This is a genomic window from Marinomonas algae (genome assembly GCF_047525555.1).
GTDB lineage: Bacteria > Pseudomonadota > Gammaproteobacteria > Pseudomonadales > Marinomonadaceae > Marinomonas.
In genome coordinates this window covers 144,413-162,629 of sequence record NZ_JBLIXK010000005.1, presented here as the reverse complement: position 1 = coordinate 162,629, position 18,217 = coordinate 144,413, and the positions used below count along the sequence as shown (strand labels likewise).

Sequence of the window (18,217 nt, the reverse complement as noted above, 5' to 3'; positions counted from 1 at the left end):
GCTCCCTTTAGGCTTTTGAGGCTGTGATGTTTTCAATGAACTGGTCGAACAAAGGCGCAACATCATGCGGCCCTGGGCTTGCTTCTGGGTGACCTTGGAAGCTGAATGCGCTTTTATCTGTACGAGCAATACCTTGCAGAGATGAATCAAACAAAGATTTGTGAGTCATCACAAGGTTCGCTGGCAAAGAATCTTCATCTACAGCAAAACCATGGTTTTGGCTGGTGATCATCACTGTGCCTTTTTCAATCGCTTGAACCGGGTGGTTGGCACCGTGATGACCGAATTTCATCTTCTTAGTTTTCGCACCGGATGCCAAAGCCAACAGCTGATGACCAAGACAAATACCAAATACTGGGATTTCAGTTTCCAGAATTTCTTTGATGGCTTGAATCGCGTAATCACAAGGCTCTGGATCACCAGGGCCATTAGATAGGAAAACGCCATCTGGATTCATTGCTAACACTTCACTGGCTGGCGTTTGCGCTGGCACAACCGTCAAACGGCAACCGCGCTCAACCAACATACGAAGAATATTGCGCTTCACACCGAAGTCGTAAGCAACCACATGGAACTCAGAAGAATCTGGCGTGGTGTGACCTTTCACAAGATCCCAAGTAGATTCTTTCCACTCGTACGCTTTCTCGACAGTCACTTCTTTCGCTAAGTCCATACCTTTCAGACCTGGGAAAGCTTGTGCTGCAGCGATCGCTTCTGCTGTTTTGTCTAAAGCGTCATCACCTGCGATGATACAACCCGCTTGAGCACCTTTTTCACGCAAAATTCGAGTTAGCTTTCGTGTATCGATGTCGGCAATACCCACAACACCTTTACGTTTTAGGTAAGCATCAAGAGATTCTTCAGAACGCCAGCTGCTAGAGATCAAAGGAAGATCACGAATAATCAAACCTTCGCACCATACATTGCTGGATTCTTCATCTTCAGAGTTAACGCCAGTATTCCCGATGTGGGGATAGGTCAAGGTGACCATTTGTCGAGCATAGGAAGGATCGGTAAGAATTTCTTGATAACCAGTCATTGAGGTATTGAATACTACCTCAGCAGTTGATGAGCCATCAGCTCCGATCGACACGCCTTTAAATACTGTGCCGTCTTCCAGAGCTAGAATCGCTGTTGTTGCCAAAGGAACCTCCCGTTTAGAGCCTATTCAGGTTGCAAAAAAGCGAGACGAACCTAGATTCATCTCGCTTTTAAATAATTGCGTTTTTGACGCCGCTTTATCTTAGTCTTTCCGATAAATCTCGCGATCAAAAAATCTGAGCAATTTTACTACCATACGCCGCGAGCGTCCACCTTGAATCCCAAGTAAATCGCCAAAAACGCCCGTTTTTACAGCTTTTTAATTGACTCTTTAGTCAGGAATTAGTAATCCCTAGCAGAGTAAATCATCCGCCACTTTTTGTGCGGTTTCATATCCTTTCAAATTACCCAAAACAGTCAATGCAAAGACCATTGCAACAGCGGGCCCTTTTCCGGTCAGAATGTTCTCATCCATCACAACAGGAAGGTCGGAAATGTATTCCGCGCCCGTTAAGCCGTCTTCAAAACCTGGGTAACAAGTTGCCTGTTTATCCACCACATAACCGTGGGTGCCAAACACAACCGACGGCGATGCACATACCGCTGCCAACAGAGCATCTTCTATATCATGTTTTTCCAACATGTTTGTTAACAGTTCACTGTCGCGCAAATGCTCTGCACCTGGCATACCACCAGGTAAAACGATGGCGTCATACATTTCATCGGCAACTTCAGCCAACAAAACATCCGCTTCTAGCTTACAGCCATGCGCCATCGTCACTTGTTTAGCGTCATGCACACTCGCCACAGTCACTTCCACACCACCACGACGCAATACATCAATAATAGTAATGGTTTCAATATCTTCATTGCCATTGGCAACAGGCACCAACACTTTGCTCATACTCATGCTAAAACTCAGCCTTTTCTATTATTCAATTCGTTTCATATTTTTAAAGTAAACAAGCAAGCCGATTCACGACCTTGCTCTGTTTGGTAATAATTCTTTCGCCGCCCAACCAGCTCAAAACCCAGCGATTCATATAAAGAGATAGCGCCTACATTTGACTCTCGAACCTCCAGCAGACATTCCGTCACACCTTCCTGTTTGGCGAAGTCCAACCATTCATTCATCAGTTTTTTGGCCAAACCTTGGCGGCGTGCCGCTTTGCTCACAACCACTAACTCTAATTCTGACTGATCTCCCCATTGAGATGCGGTCAACCATCCAAGCGTTTGATTCTCATCGGTTTCCGATTCTTTATCTGCCGTCTCCACCAGCCAGTTTTTTCGTGTTTTCAAGGCATCTAGAACCAAAGACTCGCCCCAAGGATGCGGATTTGATAAAGCATCAAGGCGAGCGATTTCAGGAAGGTCGGAATCAGCGCAGGCAGGACGAACACAAGACACTATCATTTAACGCTTGTCTCTAAAAAAGCTAACTTGCATCGCTTGCCATGCGTCTTTGCGCAATTCTGGAATTCGGTAAAGCTCAGGCAGACTGACAATGCGAGCAGTAGGATATTGTTTCAGAATACTGCTTTCAGGTAAGTCATCAATGAGTTGGGTGATTTGATTGCCAGCCAACACCAACATGGGCGCATCGGGAAAACTGCTCGCCAATCGGCCAACATAACTTTCTACCGCACCAAACAACCAGTCTGAACGCCCTAAGAAATGTGGGTTTTTTAAAGCACCTGGCCACGAAAACGCACTGCTTTGCCATTCTTCAATAGACTCTTTTAATAAGGCTTGCCCCATCTTTAGCGCAAGACGCTCAATATCTTCTGCTTGAGAAAAAACGTGTGGTACATCACTCAGAATCAGTAACTTATTCGATAAAGCATAAGCGTGAATATCTAAATGCATCATTTGATGCTTTGTTTCTGGCTGAGCTTCAACCGCAATATCTACAGCCAACTCTTCAATTGGCTGCAAATCCTCTACGATAATCTCAGGCCCTGCATTTAATTGTTCACGCAGATAATTAACCGACTTTTCTTTCTCTTCAGGCAAGACTTTAACAATAGGTTCAGGGATAGCAGCCCCGAAACCTCCAATGTCTGCTGAATGATCTGCTGACGAAAACACACTATCGGAAGGCAATTCAACCGCAGAATCGACGCCTGTCACCGCCCAAGGTTGCGCTGGCGAAAAGACGGTCCCAGCAACCCCTTCCGGTGCGGACAACCAAGACGTCACGCCCATTTGCGCTAAGCAATGAGTTTGAAAAGCTTCCTTTGGGGTGAGTTCACGGAACATATACTTTTAATATCTCTGTTTAAGATTGCTGAAAATAGATCGAATAAGGCTGGTTAAAAGCCGTCAAATATTGATTGCAATAATCGCACAAATATACGCTGATAGAACACAAGATGCCACTTGCTCACCGCAAGATTCAATGGTCTGGCATTCATCTCCTGTGTATAATCGCGTCATTGATAAATCTCCGAAAAACAGCTCATCTTCGAATAAGGTACACACTATGATCTCTATGCTATCCCGCTTAGCTATTATTGCGGCCGTGTCTATTAGCAGCTTTAGCTTTGCCGACAATTTGCCAGACCTAAAAGGTCGCACTATTTTAGCGGTCACTGAAAACGCCTACACACCTTTGAACTTTGTTGATCCGGCGACTGGCAAAGGTATTGGTTGGGAATACGATGCCATGAATGAAATCGGCAAGCGTCTTAATGCCAAAATCGAATGGCACTTAAGCAGCTGGGACACCATGATCCAAGCCGTAAAGCAAGGCCAATACGACGTTGGTATGGATGGCATCACGATCAACGAAGAGCGCGCACAGCAAATTGATTTTTCTGATGCTTACATGACATCACAACAATTTATGCTGGTTCGTGCTGATGAAGACCGCTTCACGGATGCAGAATCTTTTGCTGCAAACGATGACTTTCATTTTGGCGCACAAGCTGGCACAACCAACTTTTATGTTGCGGTTTACGATGTATTAGATGGTAACGAAGACAACCCTCGCATCACCTTGCTAGAAACCTTTGGCGCATCTGTTCAAGCCCTGAAATCTGGTGACGTAGACAGCGTACTCATGGATGCGGCTTCTGCTCGTGGTTACATTGGGGCAAATCCAGGCGCATTCAAAATCATCGGAGGCCCTCTAGGTTCCGAAGATTTTGGTTTTATCTTTACGCCTGGCTCTGACCTTGTCGCTCCGGTTAACGCAGCGATTAAGAGCATGAAAGACGATGGCACATTAGACGCACTGAACAAAAAGTGGTTCTTCGACTACAACCAATAGTCAGCTTACAGACAAGGATTCTTTTTAAAGAGTCTGCTCGTAACCGATCTTCTCAGAATAATCAGAAGGTCGGTTTTTTTCTTTATTCAACCACCTGTAAATGGTTTTGCCATTACCTAATGATGCCCTTGAAACGAACTCTAGAACGCACGCCTTGGTGGTTAGTCACTGCCATTATCATCGGTTTAGTCTTGCTGTGGAACATGGCAACCGACCAAAGCTACCAACGCATCGCAGGCGCTTTAAGCCAAGGGTTGCTCACAACCATAGGTGTTACCTTTACGGCTTTTATTATTGCCAGTTCGATTGGCTTAGTTGTGGCGTTAGCTGGCTTTTCTCGTCATCGAATTATTCGAGAATGCGCCCGCTTCTACGTGGAAATATTTCGAGGCGTACCAGTACTCGTTCTCTTGTTCTACATCGCTTTTGTTGGCGCACCGGAAATGGTCAACCTCTACAATTGGGCGCTGCAAATCCCAATTGAAGCTGGTTGGATTGAAAAAGCCCGCACTCGTGACTTCACTCTACTTTGGCGAGCTATCATTGCTCTTGCGATTAGCTACAGCGCCTTTATTGCAGAAGTTTTCCGAGCAGGGATTCAAGAAGTCAGTAAAGGGCAGATAGAAGCAGCGAAAGCATTAGGACTTTCCAATTGGCATCGATTTCGACTGATCACATTGCCACAAGCCATGCGTAAAATATTACCGCCGCTCGGCAACGACCTCGTGGCCATGATCAAAGACTCGGCTCTCGTCTCCGTATTAGGCGTTCAAGACATCACTCAACTCGGGAAAGTCTTTAGCTCCTCAACCTTTCAATTCTTCGAAACCTACAACGTCGTCGCCTTTATGTACTTGGTACTGACATTGAGCTTGTCTTTATTGATTAGAGCATTTGAAAGCCACTTGAGACGTAACGACCATCATTGATTGGATGATCTATTTTCTATCTATATCAGAGAGCAGCGAATAAACAATCATGATTAATATCTTCAATTCGTGGCGTTCCAGCTAATGCCATTGTGACTTCAAGCTCCTCACGCAAGATACGCAGCATATGCGCAACACCTTGAGCGCCACCAACAGCTAACGCATAAAACTGAGGGCGCCCAAGCATCACTGCATTCGCCCCTAGGGCTAAAGCCTTAAATACATCTGTGCCTCGTTGGATGCCACCATCCATTAATACAGTGTAATCGTCACCAACAAGCTTACGTATATTTGGCAGTACATCTAGGGCACTCGGTACTGAGTCCAGTGTCCTTCCTCCGTGATTAGACACAACAATACCTTGAGCACCAATACTCTTGGCTTTTAGAGCATCTGAAGGATGTAGTATTCCTTTGATAATAACGGGGAGAGACGTTTCTTGAATCAGCCACTCAATATCGTCCCATGTAGGAGCCTCACTCATCATTCCTTGAAAAACGATACTCTGGTCTGGAGTAAAAGCTTTGCTTGGTAAGGGCGGGCGATCTTCTAAATTCACTGCTTTGACATTTTCGGGTAATTCAAAGTTCGCTCTTTGAGCACGATTACGAATGCCATGAATTGCGGAATCGACTGTCACAACGATTGCCTGATAACCAGCTTCTTGCGCGCGGCGAATCAAAGCAAGATTAAAACCTCTATCTAATTGCCAATATAACTGAAACCATTTAGGTGTACTTAATTGCTCACTCACTTCTTCCATGCTTTGGCTGCTCAAGGTACTGACCGTCATACCTATGTCTAAAGCGCTTGCGGCTCTTGCTGTGCCGACTTCGCCATCTGCATGAGCCATCTTCTGAAAGGCAACTGGCGCTAGCATGATTGGAGTGCGCCAAGACTGCCCTAAAATGGTCGTCGCTGTGGTACCTTCAGTTAAATTGTTTAATACCCTAGGCCATAAACAAACTTCATCAAAAGCTGATCGATTTCTATTTAAGGTCAACTCATCTGCTCCACCGCCATAAACATATTCGTAGATAGCATGAGGAAGCACTTCTTTTGCTAGGTGTTGATAGTCCAATAGATTGAGCGCTTTACTAAATTTTGAGGAGGTTGTCATAATATTAAGTATCTACATTTAACCTAATTAATCTGTGATATAACGCACTAAGGGTCATAACTTCAGGGTGATCCAAGCCGTTCTCAGCCCCTAGTTTCTGAACTGTCTGATCAAGATCAAACAAAATTTCTCGTGTTTCGTGATCCCGCACCATGCTTTCAATCCAAAAGAAGCTCGCCAAGCGTTTTCCTGAGGTAACAGGCGTTACCTGATGCAGACTAGTCGATGGATAAAGCACCATATCACCTGCTTTTAGCTTAACTTGGTGCTCTCCATAGGCGTCTTGAATGCATAACTCGCCGCCTTCATAGTCTTCTGGATCGTTAAGAAATAACGTCGCAGACAGATCCGTACGTAAACGCACTGGTGTGCCAGGTATCACACGTACAGCATTATCAACGTGCCAACCATAATGGCCACCTTGCTGATAACAATTAAACATGGGAGGGTAAATTTTTCGAGGCAATGCGGCGGAAAAAAACTTAGAGGTAACAGACAAGGCTTGCAAGATATGATCACCCAATTGCTGGGCTAGCTTGCTTTCAGGGTCTAACTGATTATTTTGCTTCACCTTAGAAGCTTGTTTTCCAGCACTTTGTTCGCCACTCTGCCATTCGATATTCGATAAATGCTGGCGGTATTGTTGTAGCTCATGCTCGGATAAAACATTGGCAATGGTGATCAGCATATAACTCCTCATCAAACAAAAACAAACGCAACCAGAAGGGGATCTGATTGCGTTTGATACAAGAACTAATATTTACAAGATTAAATTAGAACTTATATTTTGCCGTAACACTAGCAGAACGTCCCGCACCTAGATAAACAATACCACCGGAACGGTAAAGCGCTGTGTAGTATTCTTTATCTGCGATGTTTTGTACGTTTGCTTGCAAATCAAAGTTTTTGTTTACTTGGTAAGTAGCAAACAAGTCATACACAGTGTAAGACGGCGTTTTATTATCACTGTCTGTTCCTGCATCAGGCTGACCACCAATCATACCGCTAGAGTAAGTAGCCACTGCACCAAATGCAAAAGCAGGAGTGAATTGGTATTTAGCTTGAATGTTTGCACTTCTTTCTGCAAAGTTTGCTTTAGGCAAACCAATGTTATCTGGGTCGTAAGACTCTAAAACTTCAGACTTCATGATTGCCACGCCAGCTTGAATGCTTACTTTGTCAGTCAAGTTACCAGACAAGCCAAATTCAACGCCGTAGACTTGGTTTTTACCAGTATTTAGCGAGCCACCTGTAGCATAAGAGTCGCTACCACCCTCAATCACATCATCTTTGGTTACTTGGAAAAGAGCACCTGTTAACAATAACTTGTGATCCATGATATTCCATTTGGTACCTAACTCTAAGTTAGTGGATTGTTCAGGTTCCGCATTAGCATAATTACCATCAGAATCGACACAAATACCACCATAACCACAGCTTGATACAGCATCAGCTTCTCCGCCATTTATGTTTGAAGAAGTAGACCAAGTTGCATAAATATTACCGTGCTCCCATGGAGAGAAAACCACACCTAAATGGCCATTAAAGAATCCATCTTCAAAATCAACTTCCGTGGCTTCAGTAGCATTACGAGCGAAATAATCGGCATCATATTCAAAGTAATCATATCGAATACCACCATGCACTTCCCAATCTTGAGAAAGGGTTACTGTATCCATGAAGTAAGCAGATAATGTATTTAAATCAACATGTTTTGTGCTATCACTGCGGGTAACAGTACCTTCCCAAAGGTCATTCTCAGCATTATAAGGGTCGATTGAAAAAGTATTCGTTGTGTCTACTGTATAACTACCAATGGCAGTTTTTTCATTGGCGTACTCTACACCGGTGACAATAGAGTGTTTTTTTCCGAACCATTCGGCGTCAAAAATAAAGTTGGTCTGGTTACCTACATATTCATTTTCTTGCCAGCCAGTAAAGTTCCTTATGTTATTGTCTCTTGTGGCACTATAAATGCTGACAATGTAATCATTTTTCGTTTCGCCAAAGCGTGTTTTGTTTTCAATTCGCAAATCATCGGTTAAATAAGCTTCCACTTTAACCGTAGCGATATCCGCTTCACTATCTTGGAAATCCAGTCCGTCTTGCCCAACATAGTCATATTTGTAGAAAGTATCTGTATCACTATCGTAGGCGTGACCAGGATCTTTTTTATCATTAGCGCGGAAGTAATAATAATCAGCACTGATCGTGACATCAGGAGTGGGTTCATATATTCCTGAGATTAAGAAACCTTCTTGATCTACAGCTTCGTCAACTCGATCCGTATCCGCTTGAGAAGATAAAGCATTAAAGCGTACTGCCAATTCATCGCTTAAAACTTTGTTGGCATCTAGAGTAAAGCGCTGTTTATTCTCTGTTCCAATCGTCGCACCAACAGTGGCAAAGTCTTCATCATAAGAAGCCTTTTTAGTCACAGAGTTTACGGCACCACCAGTGGTACCACGACCGCCAAATGTTGAACTTGGCCCTTTAGAAATCTCAACTTGCTCAAGGGCGAAAGTTTCACGAGAAATCAACCCCGGCTCACGTAAACCATCAGTATAAACATCACTACGGGCCTCATAGCCTCGGATAATGTAACGATCACCAAATGAGTTCCCGCCTTCACCAGTTCCTAATGTAATACCTGGCTGCGCACTTAAAATACTTTCAAGGTCTGTTTTACCAGACTCTTCAATTGAGTCTTTTGTTAAAACAGTAATTGTCTTCGGAGTTTCAGCAATATCGCGAGTATATTTCGAATCCGACATTTTCTTCGCTTTATAGTCAGCACCCGGTTCAGAATAAGGGTTAGCATCACTCGCTAGCTCTGATTCCTCAACTAACAAAGTGTCAAGATCTGCGTCTGCAGCATAAGCTGGACCAACTAATGCTGCAGAAACAGCAAATGCAATCGCAGTTAAGTTAACGTTAGGAATCATGCTCCCTGATTCTTTTACTCTCGCAAAGGTACTCAATTGTTTCACCCTATATCTCCAAAATAAAAACAAACACGCAAATGATAAGCATTATTATTAGTAAAAGTGTTTGTATAGTCAACATATTGTAAATAAAATATATAAAGATGGATTCATATAGGAGATACCTAAACATTTGCACCCAAAGCCACCACAAGAAGAGGCGCAGCAAATATTTAAGTGAGTCTATTGAATAATAATTTGAAGCTTTTTATTGCCATTAACTGAAGCGATTTAGATACCCAAGGTGACTACAATTATGAACACAATTTCTCGAACCTCTTTACTCTGGTTAAGCGCCTCAATGCTAGTAAGCTCAGCAGCTGTGGCCAGCGGATCTTTAAATATTTACTCTGCACGTCAAGAAGCACTCATCGCACCAGCCCTAGATGCTTATGCAAAGAAATACCGAGTTACAGTCAATCTAGTAACTGGAGATGCGGATACTTTATTAAGTCGTCTCAAACTTGAAGGAGAGGCAAGCCCTGCTGATGTCTTCATCACTGTAGATGCAGGTCGTCTATATAGAGCAAAAGAGGCAGGCGTACTCCAACCATTTGAGACAAATACTCTAGATGAAGTCGTGCCAGATCATTTACATGATCGTGAGCATTATTGGTATGGTTTATCTCAACGTGCTCGAGTAATTTTCTACAATCCTAAAAAGGTTAATCAAGCTGACCTATCAACTTATGAAGACTTAGCCGACACTAAATGGAAAGGTCAAATATGCGTACGCTCTTCCTCCAACATTTATAACCAATCTTTAGTTGCATCTATGATTGAAGCAAACGGAGAAGAAGCCACTCTTAGCTGGCTTCAAGGCTTTGTTAAGAACTTCTCTCGTCCACCGTTTGGCGGCGATACAGACTTACTAAACGCAGTAAGTGCAGGCGTTTGTAACATCACATTAGCAAACACCTACTATTACGGCCGCTTGGGACAAAGTGATGATGCTGCGGATAGAAAAGTTTACGAACAAGTAAAACTATTCTGGCCTAACCAACAAGAAGGTGAACGAGGAGCTCATGTAAACGTCAGCGGAATAGGCATGACAGCTTCAGCTAAAAATAAACGTAATGTTAGAAGATTAGTCGAGTTCTTAACCGATCACGAAAGCCAACAATGGTATGCGGATATCAACAATGAGTACCCTGTTGTAGAAGGAATTGCGCCACCAAAAAGCCTACAGCCTTTCGGTGAATTTAAAGCAGATACCATTTCATTAAGCGCCTTAGGTGAGAATAATAGGCTTGCCGTTGAGCTGATGGATAAAGCAGGCTGGAAATAAGTCTAGTATGCGACACCGAATCGCTTCATTGTGGATACTGAATTCTATGTTCATTATGGAGCGATTTATTAAATCCTTTCCGCCTCTAGTTGCTTGATCTGTATGCAAAAGCTATCGTAATGCTTAGCGAGAGCCTACTTACTTCAATCAAGACTAACGAGCGGATCAGTCATTGACCTCAAGAAAGCGTATTCATTCCACTGCCATTTACTGCTTTGATAGCGTTCGACGACTCGGCTCCATCCGAGAAGCCTCTCGCTCGCTTCATATGGCGACGTCCGCTGTCAGTCGGCAAATACAAAAGCTAGAAGAAGAGCTTGATATTCCCTTATTCGAGAGGTCACCAAGTGGCTTAAAGCTGACGTCAGCGGGCGAAAGCTTTGCAAGACACGCACAACTAGTATTAAAAGACGCCGAGCGCCTTTATTCAGAAATAGACGCTATAAAAGGCATCCAGAAAGGTCACATTGAAATAGCTACTGTGGAAGGCCCTTCCATTGAACTTATTCCTCGCCTAATCAAAAATTTCAGAGAGCAATTTCCCAATATATCCGTTGGCGTTCATGTTATTGGTTCCTCAAAAATGCCAGAGCTTCTAATCAATGGCGATGTGGACATTGGTCTCGCCTTTGATATTTCACACCTACGAGACCTCAACCAATTATGGGTAAAAAACTATGCTCTTGGCGCTGTGGTAGCAAAGGATCACCCTCTTGCAAACAAACCAGAAATTAGCCTTGAAGAATGCAGTGACTATCCATTGATTTTAAGCAAAAAAGGCCTTTCAACTCACAGACATTTAAGCAGCTTTATTAACCTAATCGGTCCATCTCATCAGGTGATTGAAACCAACTCTGTAGAGTTGTCTCGAAAGCTCGCTATGAGTGGAATGGGTATCGCGTTTCAAACCATCATAGGAATAGAAGAAGACTTAGAAGATCAAAGTTTATTCCACATTCCCGTTACTCGCCCGAACAAAATGAGCTCTGATCTTGGTGTGTATGTTCGAGCAAACCGAACCTTGCCAGTGGCAGCGGATCATTTTGTCAGAGAGCTTATTCACGAGCTCGACCAGACGTCTTAATCTAGGTGATGCGTTTTCAGCAACACCCTCATCGAAAATAAGCGTTATCACCACTCACTGAACGACTGATAGCATGACACTTCCTTCGTCAAACATTCAGATAATTGGTGAGATATGAATACTCAAAACACAAAAACCGAAACATTACCTGTCATTGATTTATCTGGTTACCAAGAAGCAACGCAGACACAAAAACAAGAATTAGCACTGAAAATAGGTCAAGCTTGCAGAGAGTTCGGCTTCTTTTACATCACAGGCCACGGCATTGATGAAACACTGCAAAGCCAACTATTTAATGAAAGTACAAAACTGTTCAATCTTCCTTTAGAAAGTAAGCTCAAAGTAAATAAACAACTGTCTAAAGCAAACAGAGGATACGAACCTCTTAAAAACCAAACATTGGAAGCTGGCACACCGCCAGATCTAAAAGAGGGCTTTTATATCGGCTTTGACCATGAAAACGATCACCCTCTAGTAAAAGCAAAGAAATTCAACTTTGGCAAAAACCAGTGGCCAGAAGACTTACCTCAACTAAAGCCTATCGCAACAAACTACTTACATGCGATGACCTCTCTATGCGAAGCACTCATGTCACTTATGGCATTGTCGCTCAACTTGCCAAACAACTACTTCGATGATTTTTGCAAAGGCCCACTTGTTACGCTGAGGCTACTTCATTACCCACCGCAACCGGTAAATGCACAAGAGAATGAAAAAGGCTGTGGCGCTCATACCGATTTCGGCGGGTTAACACTGCTTTTACAAGATGATAATGGCGGGCTGCAAGTCTGGTCGCATAAAACGGAAAATTGGATTGATGCGCCTCCAATCAAAGGCAGCTTCGTCGTCAATATTGGCGATATGATCGCCCGTTGGACAAACGACCAATATTGCTCAACCTTACACAGAGTCATCAATAAAAGCGGCAACGAACGCTACTCAATTCCGTTCTTCTTTAGTGGCTATTTAGATCATGAAGTAAAGTGCATTCCTACATGCTTGGACGAAAACGAGCAGCCGAAATATGCACCAACCACGGTTGAACAACACATGATTGAAATGTACCAAAGAACCTACGGGAATAACTGATCATGACTAACCTCGTTTTTATTCATGGCGCGTGGGCGAGCGGCTGGGCTTGGGAACCTTTACTTCCCTACATCCGTTCCTCTAACACTCACTACCATGTGATTAATCTGCCTGACAGTGAAAGTTACGAAGCCTCTCTTCAGTCTCAAGCAGGTATTGAAGAATACAAGTCGCACGTATTAAACGCCCTTGCCAAGATAAAAGGCCCAGTCTGGCTCATTGCGCACTCCGGCGGTGGCCTTATTGCCACAGCCGTCGCAGAGGAAATACCAAGCAAAATAGCGGGTATCATTTATGTTGCAGGCATGATGCTACCCAGCGGCATGAGCTTCTCTGAACTTTGCCAAACAGTTGCCCAGAAAGGAATCAATACGCAAGGCATCTCACCTTACCTTCAAAACACACAGTACGGCACCAAGGTAAAAGAAGAAGGCATTAGAGAAATTTTCCTGCATGACGCTTCTGAAGAAGCCATTCAAGTGGCAAAAGAAAACATGGTCGTTCAACCAAACGCATCTCGAATTATTAGCGTTCACTGGACAGAAGAAAGAGCCGGCCGTATTCCAAAGTATTATATAGTGGCAGAACGTGACCGCTCACTTGTATTAGCCGTCCAACAGGAAATGATAAGACTCGTGACGCCAACAGCAGCAGCCACTCTTGATTGTGGCCATTTCCCTCAGATAGTCATTCCTGAGCAGCTTGCTGATGTGATTATGGAATTCGTCTCAAACCAATAAGTCGCCTTTTGAGATGTCTAGTTGAACGACTTAAACGAAAAAAGCCAACTCATGTTGGCTTTTACAGTCTTGAAAGACGGACGCTCTATAACCGAAGCATCTTAGAAACTAGTGTTTTACCGTGGTTTTTAGCTTGTCTAATAAAGCAATGGACGCTTTTCCATCAACCACTTCATGATGCTGTCGTTGAAAACGCACAATGGCATCACGTGTCTTTTTACCCATAATACCGTCTGCTCGACCTGCATTATAACCAAGACGATTTAACTGCTTCTGAGTTTCCAACACCACATTCACTTTTACAGGTGCTTTTTCAGCAAGGCGACAATGCTGCTCACCTGCTTTGCTTTTGTGATGACAATCCATTGGATCTGGTGCATTGCCTTTCGCCAAAGCAGAACTGCTCAACACAACACCAAACAACATCATTATGATTGGATACTTCATTTCTTTGCTTCCTACGTCATGATTAATGTGAATTATTTTATCTTAAATAACACCAAGAAAAGCACAAGATCTAGCAAGTTCGTGTGAATGTCGTCTGGATGGAATAATCTTTTTTCGGGCCAACAACACTGAAGCTTAGCTCGAATTGATCAGCCGAAAGGAATTCAAATGTCGCGTCATAATGATCTTTGATGCACAAATGATGCGACGTCAAAATACTGGCTTGAGTAAAGGCGAAACTTAAAAACAAATCGCCTTTTGTGGCGCCATCAGAGAAGAAAATATCAAAGCCTTCATTGGTCATTCGATATTGATAAGTACGAAACGCATTGGGCTTTTGATCTTGGCTTTTATGCTGAGCATTTGGCAGAACCATCGCTTCTTGGAAATCCAAGTATTGCTCATGCTCATCATTCACCTGAAACGTCGCCTGCCCAGTGATTTCCCCAAAGCTAGAAACCACTCGCTGTACTTTCCAACTGCCTAAAAAGTAAGACAACACCTCTTTTGCTTCGATTTCGTACATTATAATTCTGAACCTGTAGACGTTTTGCTTAAAATAAACCGCGAATGTTACCACCAGTTTTTAATAAATCATTAAAAGCCAATATTTATCGAAAAAAACATTGTGCAAGATGATTTTGAATAACCCTCTATTTAGCGAAGGCTGATCTCTTTTTCGCTTATTTCTACAACACAAGCATGCAAACTCTTCGACCTAATATGCTTATTAGGGGCAATTCAACGTCCCGTTTTGAAGCTTTCTTACTCATTTGCAAGAAACAGCCTGATACGTGCTTATTTTGCGAAAAAGCTGCATATTTCGGCAATTATGCACTTAAAATCGCCTATTCGGCAAAGACAAGGGAAGCGCCTTTTCAGCTATTTCAATCCCAAAAAATTCCTCTAATATGAACTTCATCAGACGGGGACTTGCTTACCAAGCCCCAAGTAAAAATTAAATATATAGAAGGAAAACATCATGAAAAAATTAGCAGCAATCGCAGCAACTCTAGTTACAGCAACTGTTCTATCTACTTCTGCTTTCGCGTCTAACGACAATGCAATTGACGATCTACGCACTGCTAAGGCAAGCGTTGCCTCTCTATCTACTACTTTGGAAAACCTAGGCCAAACAGTTGATTCTAGTGTTGATCTGAACGGTGCACACACATTCGGTCAGAAAGAAGCCGCTTACAACGCTAAGCACGCTGAACTTCAAGCTCAATTTGATGAATTAAACGCTCAATAAGAAAAGAACCTTATTAGCCATTAAACCCAATTTGAAAAGGACACTATCATGAAAAAATTAACAGCAATCGCAGCAACTCTTATCACAGCATCTGTTTTATCAACTTCTGCTTTCGCGTCTAACGACAATGCAATTGACGATCTACGCACTGCTAAAGCAAGCGTTGCTTCTTTATCTACTACTTTGGAAAACCTAGGCCAAACAGTTGATTCTAGTGTTGATCTGAACGGTGCACACACTTTCGGTCAGAAAGAAGCCGCTTACAACGCTAAGCACGCTGAACTTCAAGCACAATTTGATTCACTGCAACTAACTTCAGCGGAATAATCCCCTTTTCCGTTTCATTTTAGATGCCTCCCCTTGAAAGAAGCCTCAATGTTGATTCCCCTTCATTGAGGCTTCTTGCTTTTTAAATACCTGATCTTTTAAAGTGCTCTAGAACCCAACTAAGCAAAACTTGCCTTACCCTCTTAATCTAAAAATACCCTAATCCTCGAATTTTATTTATCGCTCACACCAAGTGCTTGGTCAATTCACGCAGACTTTCTAAGATAAGAATACTCCAGCGCCACACCAAGATGATTTTTTAACATCTGATATAAGTAGATTCATAAGAAAGCCAATATTTATCGAAAAAAACATTGTGCAAGATGATTTTGAATATCCCTCTATTTAGCCAAGGCTGATCTCTGTTTCGCTCATTTCTACAACACAAGCATGCAAACTCTTCGACCTAATATGCTTATTAGGGGCAATTCAACATCCCGTTTTGAAGCTTTCTTACTCATTTGTAAGAAACAGCCTGATACGTGCTTATTTTGCGAAAAAGCTGCATATTTCGGCAATTATGCACTTAAAATCGCCTATTCGGCAAAGACAAGGGAAGCGCCTTTTCAGCTATTTCAATCCCAAAAAATTCCTCTAATATGAACTTCATCAGACGGGGACTTGCTTACCAAGCCCCAAGTAAAAATTAAATATATAGAAGGAAAACATCATGAAAAAATTAGCAGCAATCGCAGCAACTCTAGTTACAGCAACTGTTCTATCTACTTCTGCTTTCGCGTCTAACGACAATGCAATTGACGATCTACGCACTGCTAAGGCAAGCGTTGCCTCTCTATCTACTACTTTGGAAAACCTAGGCCAAACAGTTGATTCTAGTGTTGATCTGAACGGTGCACACACATTCGGTCAGAAAGAAGCCGCTTACAACGCTAAGCACGCTGAACTTCAAGCTCAATTTGATGAATTAAACGCTCAATAAGAAAAGAACCTTATTAGCCATTAAACCCAATTTGAAAAGGACACTATCATGAAAAAATTAACAGCAATCGCAGCAACTCTTATCACAGCATCTGTTTTATCAACTTCTGCTTTCGCGTCTAACGACAATGCAATTGACGATCTACGCACTGCTAAAGCAAGCGTTGCTTCTTTATCTACTACTTTGGAAAACCTAGGCCAAACAGTTGATTCTAGTGTTGATCTGAACGGTGCACACACTTTCGGTCAGAAAGAAGCCGCTTACAACGCTAAGCACGCTGAACTTCAAGCACAATTTGATTCACTGCAACTAACTTCAGCGGAATAATCCCCTTTTCCGTTTCATTTTAGATGCCTCCCCTTGAAAGAAGCCTCAATGTTGATTCCCCTTCGTTGAGGCTTCTTACTTTTTTACGCTTTCATTCCTTTACTCTTCATCACTAACGCATCTCACAAACCAAAAAGTCAGCCCCTAAAGCGTAAGTTCTCTCTAGATAGCTGATCAACGGAAGTTTTGCCCATTAACTTCATATCTCGCTCAAGCTCTGCTCGCATGAGCCCTAACGCTCGCTCAACACCGGGTTGACCAGCTGCCGCAAGTGGATACAAATACATTCTGCCAATACCCACCGCCTTTGCACCAAGCGACAAAGCCTTCAATACATGAGTGCCGCGCTGCACGCCACTGTCAAAGATCACATCAATTTCATCACCAACTTCATCGACAATTTCAGCCAGTTGATCAAACGAACTACGAGAACCATCCAACTGTCGACCACCGTGATTAGAAATAATGACGCCTGTACAGCCAATTTCGACCGCTTTGCGAGCGTCTTCTCGGCTCATAATACCTTTCAAACAAAACTGACCATCCCAGAATTTCACCATTTCGGCGACATCATCCCAGTTCATTGAAGGGTCAAGCATATTGGTAAAGTAGTCACCGATAGACGTCGCGCCATTGCCCATGTCGATGTGCTCATCCAATTGAGGCAAACTGAAAGGTTCATGTGTGACGTAGTTAATGCCCCACATGGGTTTAAGAACAAATTGCAGCATGCCTTTCAAGTTCAGTTTAAAAGGAATAGAAAAGCCAGTTCTCAAATCCCTTTCACGGTTGCCTCCGGTAATGGAGTCCACCGTTAGCATCATGACTTGTACACCTGCGTCTTTTGCTCGCTGCATCATGGCGCGATTTAATTCTCGGTCTTTGTGAAAGTAAAACTGATAAACCTGAGGCGTGTTGGTTTGTTTTGCAATTTCTTCCATACTGACTGTACCAAGAGAAGACACACCAAACATGGTGCCGTATTTCTCTGCTGCGCCAGCAACGGCACGCTCACCATCATGGTGAAATAAACGCTGTAACGCCGTGGGAGAACAATAAACTGGCATATCGAGTTTCTGCCCCATCACAGTCACAGAAAGATCCACATCCTGAACACCAGTTAAAACACTCGGCACCAAATCACAGGTTTCAAAAGCGGCCGTATTGCGACGATAAGTCGACTCATCATCAGAACCACCATCAATGTAATTAAAGATCGGGCCTGGCAAACGCTTTTTGGCCAAGACCCGAAAATCATGAAAGTTATGACAATCTTTTAGTCGCATCATTGTGTCCCTTATTTTTTTAGTTGTTCACTTGATCAATCCAGTCACTATAGTCCGAGTTTCATTTATAATAAATATGACACAAAATA

The 18,217-nt window shown here is 43.0% G+C and carries 20 protein-coding genes; 10 read left to right on the top strand and 10 right to left on the bottom strand.

What is annotated here, in order from left to right; all coding sequences use genetic code 11:
* Positions 1-7 precede the first annotated feature (7 nt).
* From carA to ACMUMQ_RS09590, 4 genes are all read right to left on the bottom strand, one after another.
* Positions 8-1,144 carry a glutamine-hydrolyzing carbamoyl-phosphate synthase small subunit gene (carA, locus tag ACMUMQ_RS09605; RefSeq protein WP_414681769.1) on the bottom strand — a complete coding sequence of 379 codons (1,137 nt, stop codon included), beginning with the start codon at positions 1,142-1,144 and terminating at the stop codon, positions 8-10.
* 249 nt (positions 1,145-1,393) lie between these two features.
* A complete protein-coding gene (locus tag ACMUMQ_RS09600; protein WP_414681768.1) occupies positions 1,394-1,951 on the bottom strand; it encodes a DJ-1 family glyoxalase III in 558 nt (185 codons plus the stop codon).
* Positions 1,952-1,986: 35 nt separating this feature from the next.
* Positions 1,987-2,457 carry a GNAT family N-acetyltransferase gene (locus tag ACMUMQ_RS09595; RefSeq protein ID WP_414681767.1) on the bottom strand — a complete coding sequence of 157 codons (471 nt, stop codon included), beginning with the start codon at positions 2,455-2,457 and terminating at the stop codon, positions 1,987-1,989.
* Positions 2,458-3,303, bottom strand: coding sequence for a hypothetical protein (locus tag ACMUMQ_RS09590; protein ID WP_414681766.1), 846 nt, complete (start codon positions 3,301-3,303; stop codon positions 2,458-2,460).
* Between the two features lie 223 nt (positions 3,304-3,526).
* Between ACMUMQ_RS09590 and ACMUMQ_RS09585 the strand changes: the two genes are divergently transcribed.
* Together ACMUMQ_RS09585 and ACMUMQ_RS09580 are read left to right on the top strand one after the other, a co-directional pair.
* Positions 3,527-4,315 (top strand): transporter substrate-binding domain-containing protein, encoded by a 789-nt coding sequence (locus ACMUMQ_RS09585; protein ID WP_414681765.1) that lies wholly within the window; start codon positions 3,527-3,529, stop codon positions 4,313-4,315.
* A gap of 119 nt (positions 4,316-4,434) precedes the next feature.
* The gene (locus ACMUMQ_RS09580; protein WP_414681764.1) at positions 4,435-5,244 is read left to right on the top strand and encodes an amino acid ABC transporter permease; all 810 of its coding nucleotides are present in this window, start codon (positions 4,435-4,437) and stop codon (positions 5,242-5,244) included.
* 25 nt (positions 5,245-5,269) lie between these two features.
* Here the strand turns inward: ACMUMQ_RS09580 and ACMUMQ_RS09575 are convergent, their stop codons facing one another.
* The 3 genes from ACMUMQ_RS09575 to ACMUMQ_RS09565 all read right to left on the bottom strand — a co-directional run bounded on the left by ACMUMQ_RS09575 (position 5,270) and on the right by ACMUMQ_RS09565 (position 9,354).
* A complete protein-coding gene (locus tag ACMUMQ_RS09575) occupies positions 5,270-6,364 on the bottom strand; it encodes an alpha-hydroxy acid oxidase (RefSeq protein WP_414681763.1) in 1,095 nt (364 codons plus the stop codon).
* Positions 6,365-6,368: 4 nt separating this feature from the next.
* Positions 6,369-7,052, bottom strand: coding sequence for a Fe2+-dependent dioxygenase (locus ACMUMQ_RS09570; protein WP_414681762.1), 684 nt, complete (start codon positions 7,050-7,052; stop codon positions 6,369-6,371).
* 85 nt (positions 7,053-7,137) lie between these two features.
* Positions 7,138-9,354 carry a TonB-dependent receptor gene (locus tag ACMUMQ_RS09565; RefSeq protein WP_414681761.1) on the bottom strand — a complete coding sequence of 739 codons (2,217 nt, stop codon included), beginning with the start codon at positions 9,352-9,354 and terminating at the stop codon, positions 7,138-7,140.
* Between the two features lie 250 nt (positions 9,355-9,604).
* On the opposite strand from ACMUMQ_RS09565, the gene ACMUMQ_RS09560 reads away from it, so the two are divergent.
* The 4 genes from ACMUMQ_RS09560 (at position 9,605) to ACMUMQ_RS09545 (ending at position 13,549) form a co-directional block, all read left to right on the top strand.
* The gene (locus tag ACMUMQ_RS09560; RefSeq protein WP_414681760.1) at positions 9,605-10,636 is read left to right on the top strand and encodes a Fe(3+) ABC transporter substrate-binding protein; all 1,032 of its coding nucleotides are present in this window, start codon (positions 9,605-9,607) and stop codon (positions 10,634-10,636) included.
* A gap of 172 nt (positions 10,637-10,808) precedes the next feature.
* Positions 10,809-11,720, top strand: coding sequence for a LysR family transcriptional regulator (locus tag ACMUMQ_RS09555; protein WP_414681759.1), 912 nt, complete (start codon positions 10,809-10,811; stop codon positions 11,718-11,720).
* Positions 11,721-11,834: 114 nt separating this feature from the next.
* Entirely contained in the window at positions 11,835-12,809 is a 975-nt protein-coding gene (locus ACMUMQ_RS09550; RefSeq protein ID WP_414681758.1) for an isopenicillin N synthase family dioxygenase, read from the top strand.
* Positions 12,810-12,811: 2 nt separating this feature from the next.
* Positions 12,812-13,549, top strand: coding sequence for an alpha/beta fold hydrolase (locus ACMUMQ_RS09545; protein WP_414681757.1), 738 nt, complete (start codon positions 12,812-12,814; stop codon positions 13,547-13,549).
* A gap of 108 nt (positions 13,550-13,657) precedes the next feature.
* Here the strand turns inward: ACMUMQ_RS09545 and ACMUMQ_RS09540 are convergent, their stop codons facing one another.
* Both ACMUMQ_RS09540 and ACMUMQ_RS09535 read right to left on the bottom strand, forming a co-directional pair.
* A complete protein-coding gene (locus ACMUMQ_RS09540) occupies positions 13,658-13,996 on the bottom strand; it encodes a peptidoglycan-binding domain-containing protein (RefSeq protein ID WP_414681756.1) in 339 nt (112 codons plus the stop codon).
* A gap of 70 nt (positions 13,997-14,066) precedes the next feature.
* On the bottom strand, positions 14,067-14,522 hold the full coding sequence (locus tag ACMUMQ_RS09535) for a DUF6314 family protein (RefSeq protein ID WP_414681755.1): 456 nt from the start codon (positions 14,520-14,522) through the stop codon (positions 14,067-14,069).
* Positions 14,523-14,978: 456 nt separating this feature from the next.
* Between ACMUMQ_RS09535 and ACMUMQ_RS09530 the strand changes: the two genes are divergently transcribed.
* From ACMUMQ_RS09530 to ACMUMQ_RS09515, 4 genes are all read left to right on the top strand, one after another.
* Positions 14,979-15,248, top strand: a complete 270-nt coding sequence (locus tag ACMUMQ_RS09530; RefSeq protein ID WP_414681754.1) for a hypothetical protein — start codon at positions 14,979-14,981, stop codon at positions 15,246-15,248.
* 48 nt (positions 15,249-15,296) lie between these two features.
* Entirely contained in the window at positions 15,297-15,575 is a 279-nt protein-coding gene (locus tag ACMUMQ_RS09525; RefSeq protein ID WP_414681753.1) for a hypothetical protein, read from the top strand.
* Between the two features lie 670 nt (positions 15,576-16,245).
* Positions 16,246-16,515: a hypothetical protein gene (locus tag ACMUMQ_RS09520; RefSeq protein WP_414681754.1), complete on the top strand. Its 270-nt coding sequence runs from the start codon at positions 16,246-16,248 to the stop codon at positions 16,513-16,515.
* A gap of 48 nt (positions 16,516-16,563) precedes the next feature.
* Positions 16,564-16,842, top strand: coding sequence for a hypothetical protein (locus ACMUMQ_RS09515; RefSeq protein ID WP_414681753.1), 279 nt, complete (start codon positions 16,564-16,566; stop codon positions 16,840-16,842).
* A 137-nt stretch (positions 16,843-16,979) separates the two neighbouring features.
* Here ACMUMQ_RS09515 and ACMUMQ_RS09510 read toward each other — a convergent pair whose 3' ends face one another.
* Entirely contained in the window at positions 16,980-18,131 is a 1,152-nt protein-coding gene (locus ACMUMQ_RS09510; RefSeq protein WP_414681752.1) for an alpha-hydroxy acid oxidase, read from the bottom strand.
* Between the last annotated feature and the right edge of the window lie 86 nt (positions 18,132-18,217).

Excerpts from the sequence above, each read along its gene's own strand:
- ACMUMQ_RS09600 (WP_414681768.1), bottom strand. The coding sequence starts at position 1,951 with ATGAGTATGAGCAAAGTGTTGGTGCCTGTTGCCAATGGCAATGAAGAT.
- ACMUMQ_RS09595 (WP_414681767.1), bottom strand. The coding sequence starts at position 2,457 with ATGATAGTGTCTTGTGTTCGTCCTGCCTGCGCTGATTCCGACCTTCCT.
- ACMUMQ_RS09590 (WP_414681766.1), bottom strand. The coding sequence starts at position 3,303 with ATGTTCCGTGAACTCACCCCAAAGGAAGCTTTTCAAACTCATTGCTTA.
- ACMUMQ_RS09585 (WP_414681765.1), top strand. The coding sequence starts at position 3,527 with ATGATCTCTATGCTATCCCGCTTAGCTATTATTGCGGCCGTGTCTATT.
- ACMUMQ_RS09580 (WP_414681764.1), top strand. The coding sequence starts at position 4,435 with ATGATGCCCTTGAAACGAACTCTAGAACGCACGCCTTGGTGGTTAGTC.
- ACMUMQ_RS09575 (WP_414681763.1), bottom strand. The coding sequence starts at position 6,364 with ATGACAACCTCCTCAAAATTTAGTAAAGCGCTCAATCTATTGGACTAT.
- ACMUMQ_RS09570 (WP_414681762.1), bottom strand. The coding sequence starts at position 7,052 with ATGCTGATCACCATTGCCAATGTTTTATCCGAGCATGAGCTACAACAA.
- ACMUMQ_RS09560 (WP_414681760.1), top strand. The coding sequence starts at position 9,605 with ATGAACACAATTTCTCGAACCTCTTTACTCTGGTTAAGCGCCTCAATG.
- ACMUMQ_RS09550 (WP_414681758.1), top strand. The coding sequence starts at position 11,835 with ATGAATACTCAAAACACAAAAACCGAAACATTACCTGTCATTGATTTA.
- ACMUMQ_RS09545 (WP_414681757.1), top strand. The coding sequence starts at position 12,812 with ATGACTAACCTCGTTTTTATTCATGGCGCGTGGGCGAGCGGCTGGGCT.
- ACMUMQ_RS09540 (WP_414681756.1), bottom strand. The coding sequence starts at position 13,996 with ATGAAGTATCCAATCATAATGATGTTGTTTGGTGTTGTGTTGAGCAGT.
- ACMUMQ_RS09535 (WP_414681755.1), bottom strand. The coding sequence starts at position 14,522 with ATGTACGAAATCGAAGCAAAAGAGGTGTTGTCTTACTTTTTAGGCAGT.
- ACMUMQ_RS09530 (WP_414681754.1), top strand. The coding sequence starts at position 14,979 with ATGAAAAAATTAGCAGCAATCGCAGCAACTCTAGTTACAGCAACTGTT.
- ACMUMQ_RS09525 (WP_414681753.1), top strand. The coding sequence starts at position 15,297 with ATGAAAAAATTAACAGCAATCGCAGCAACTCTTATCACAGCATCTGTT.
- ACMUMQ_RS09520 (WP_414681754.1), top strand. The coding sequence starts at position 16,246 with ATGAAAAAATTAGCAGCAATCGCAGCAACTCTAGTTACAGCAACTGTT.
- ACMUMQ_RS09515 (WP_414681753.1), top strand. The coding sequence starts at position 16,564 with ATGAAAAAATTAACAGCAATCGCAGCAACTCTTATCACAGCATCTGTT.
- ACMUMQ_RS09510 (WP_414681752.1), bottom strand. The coding sequence starts at position 18,131 with ATGATGCGACTAAAAGATTGTCATAACTTTCATGATTTTCGGGTCTTG.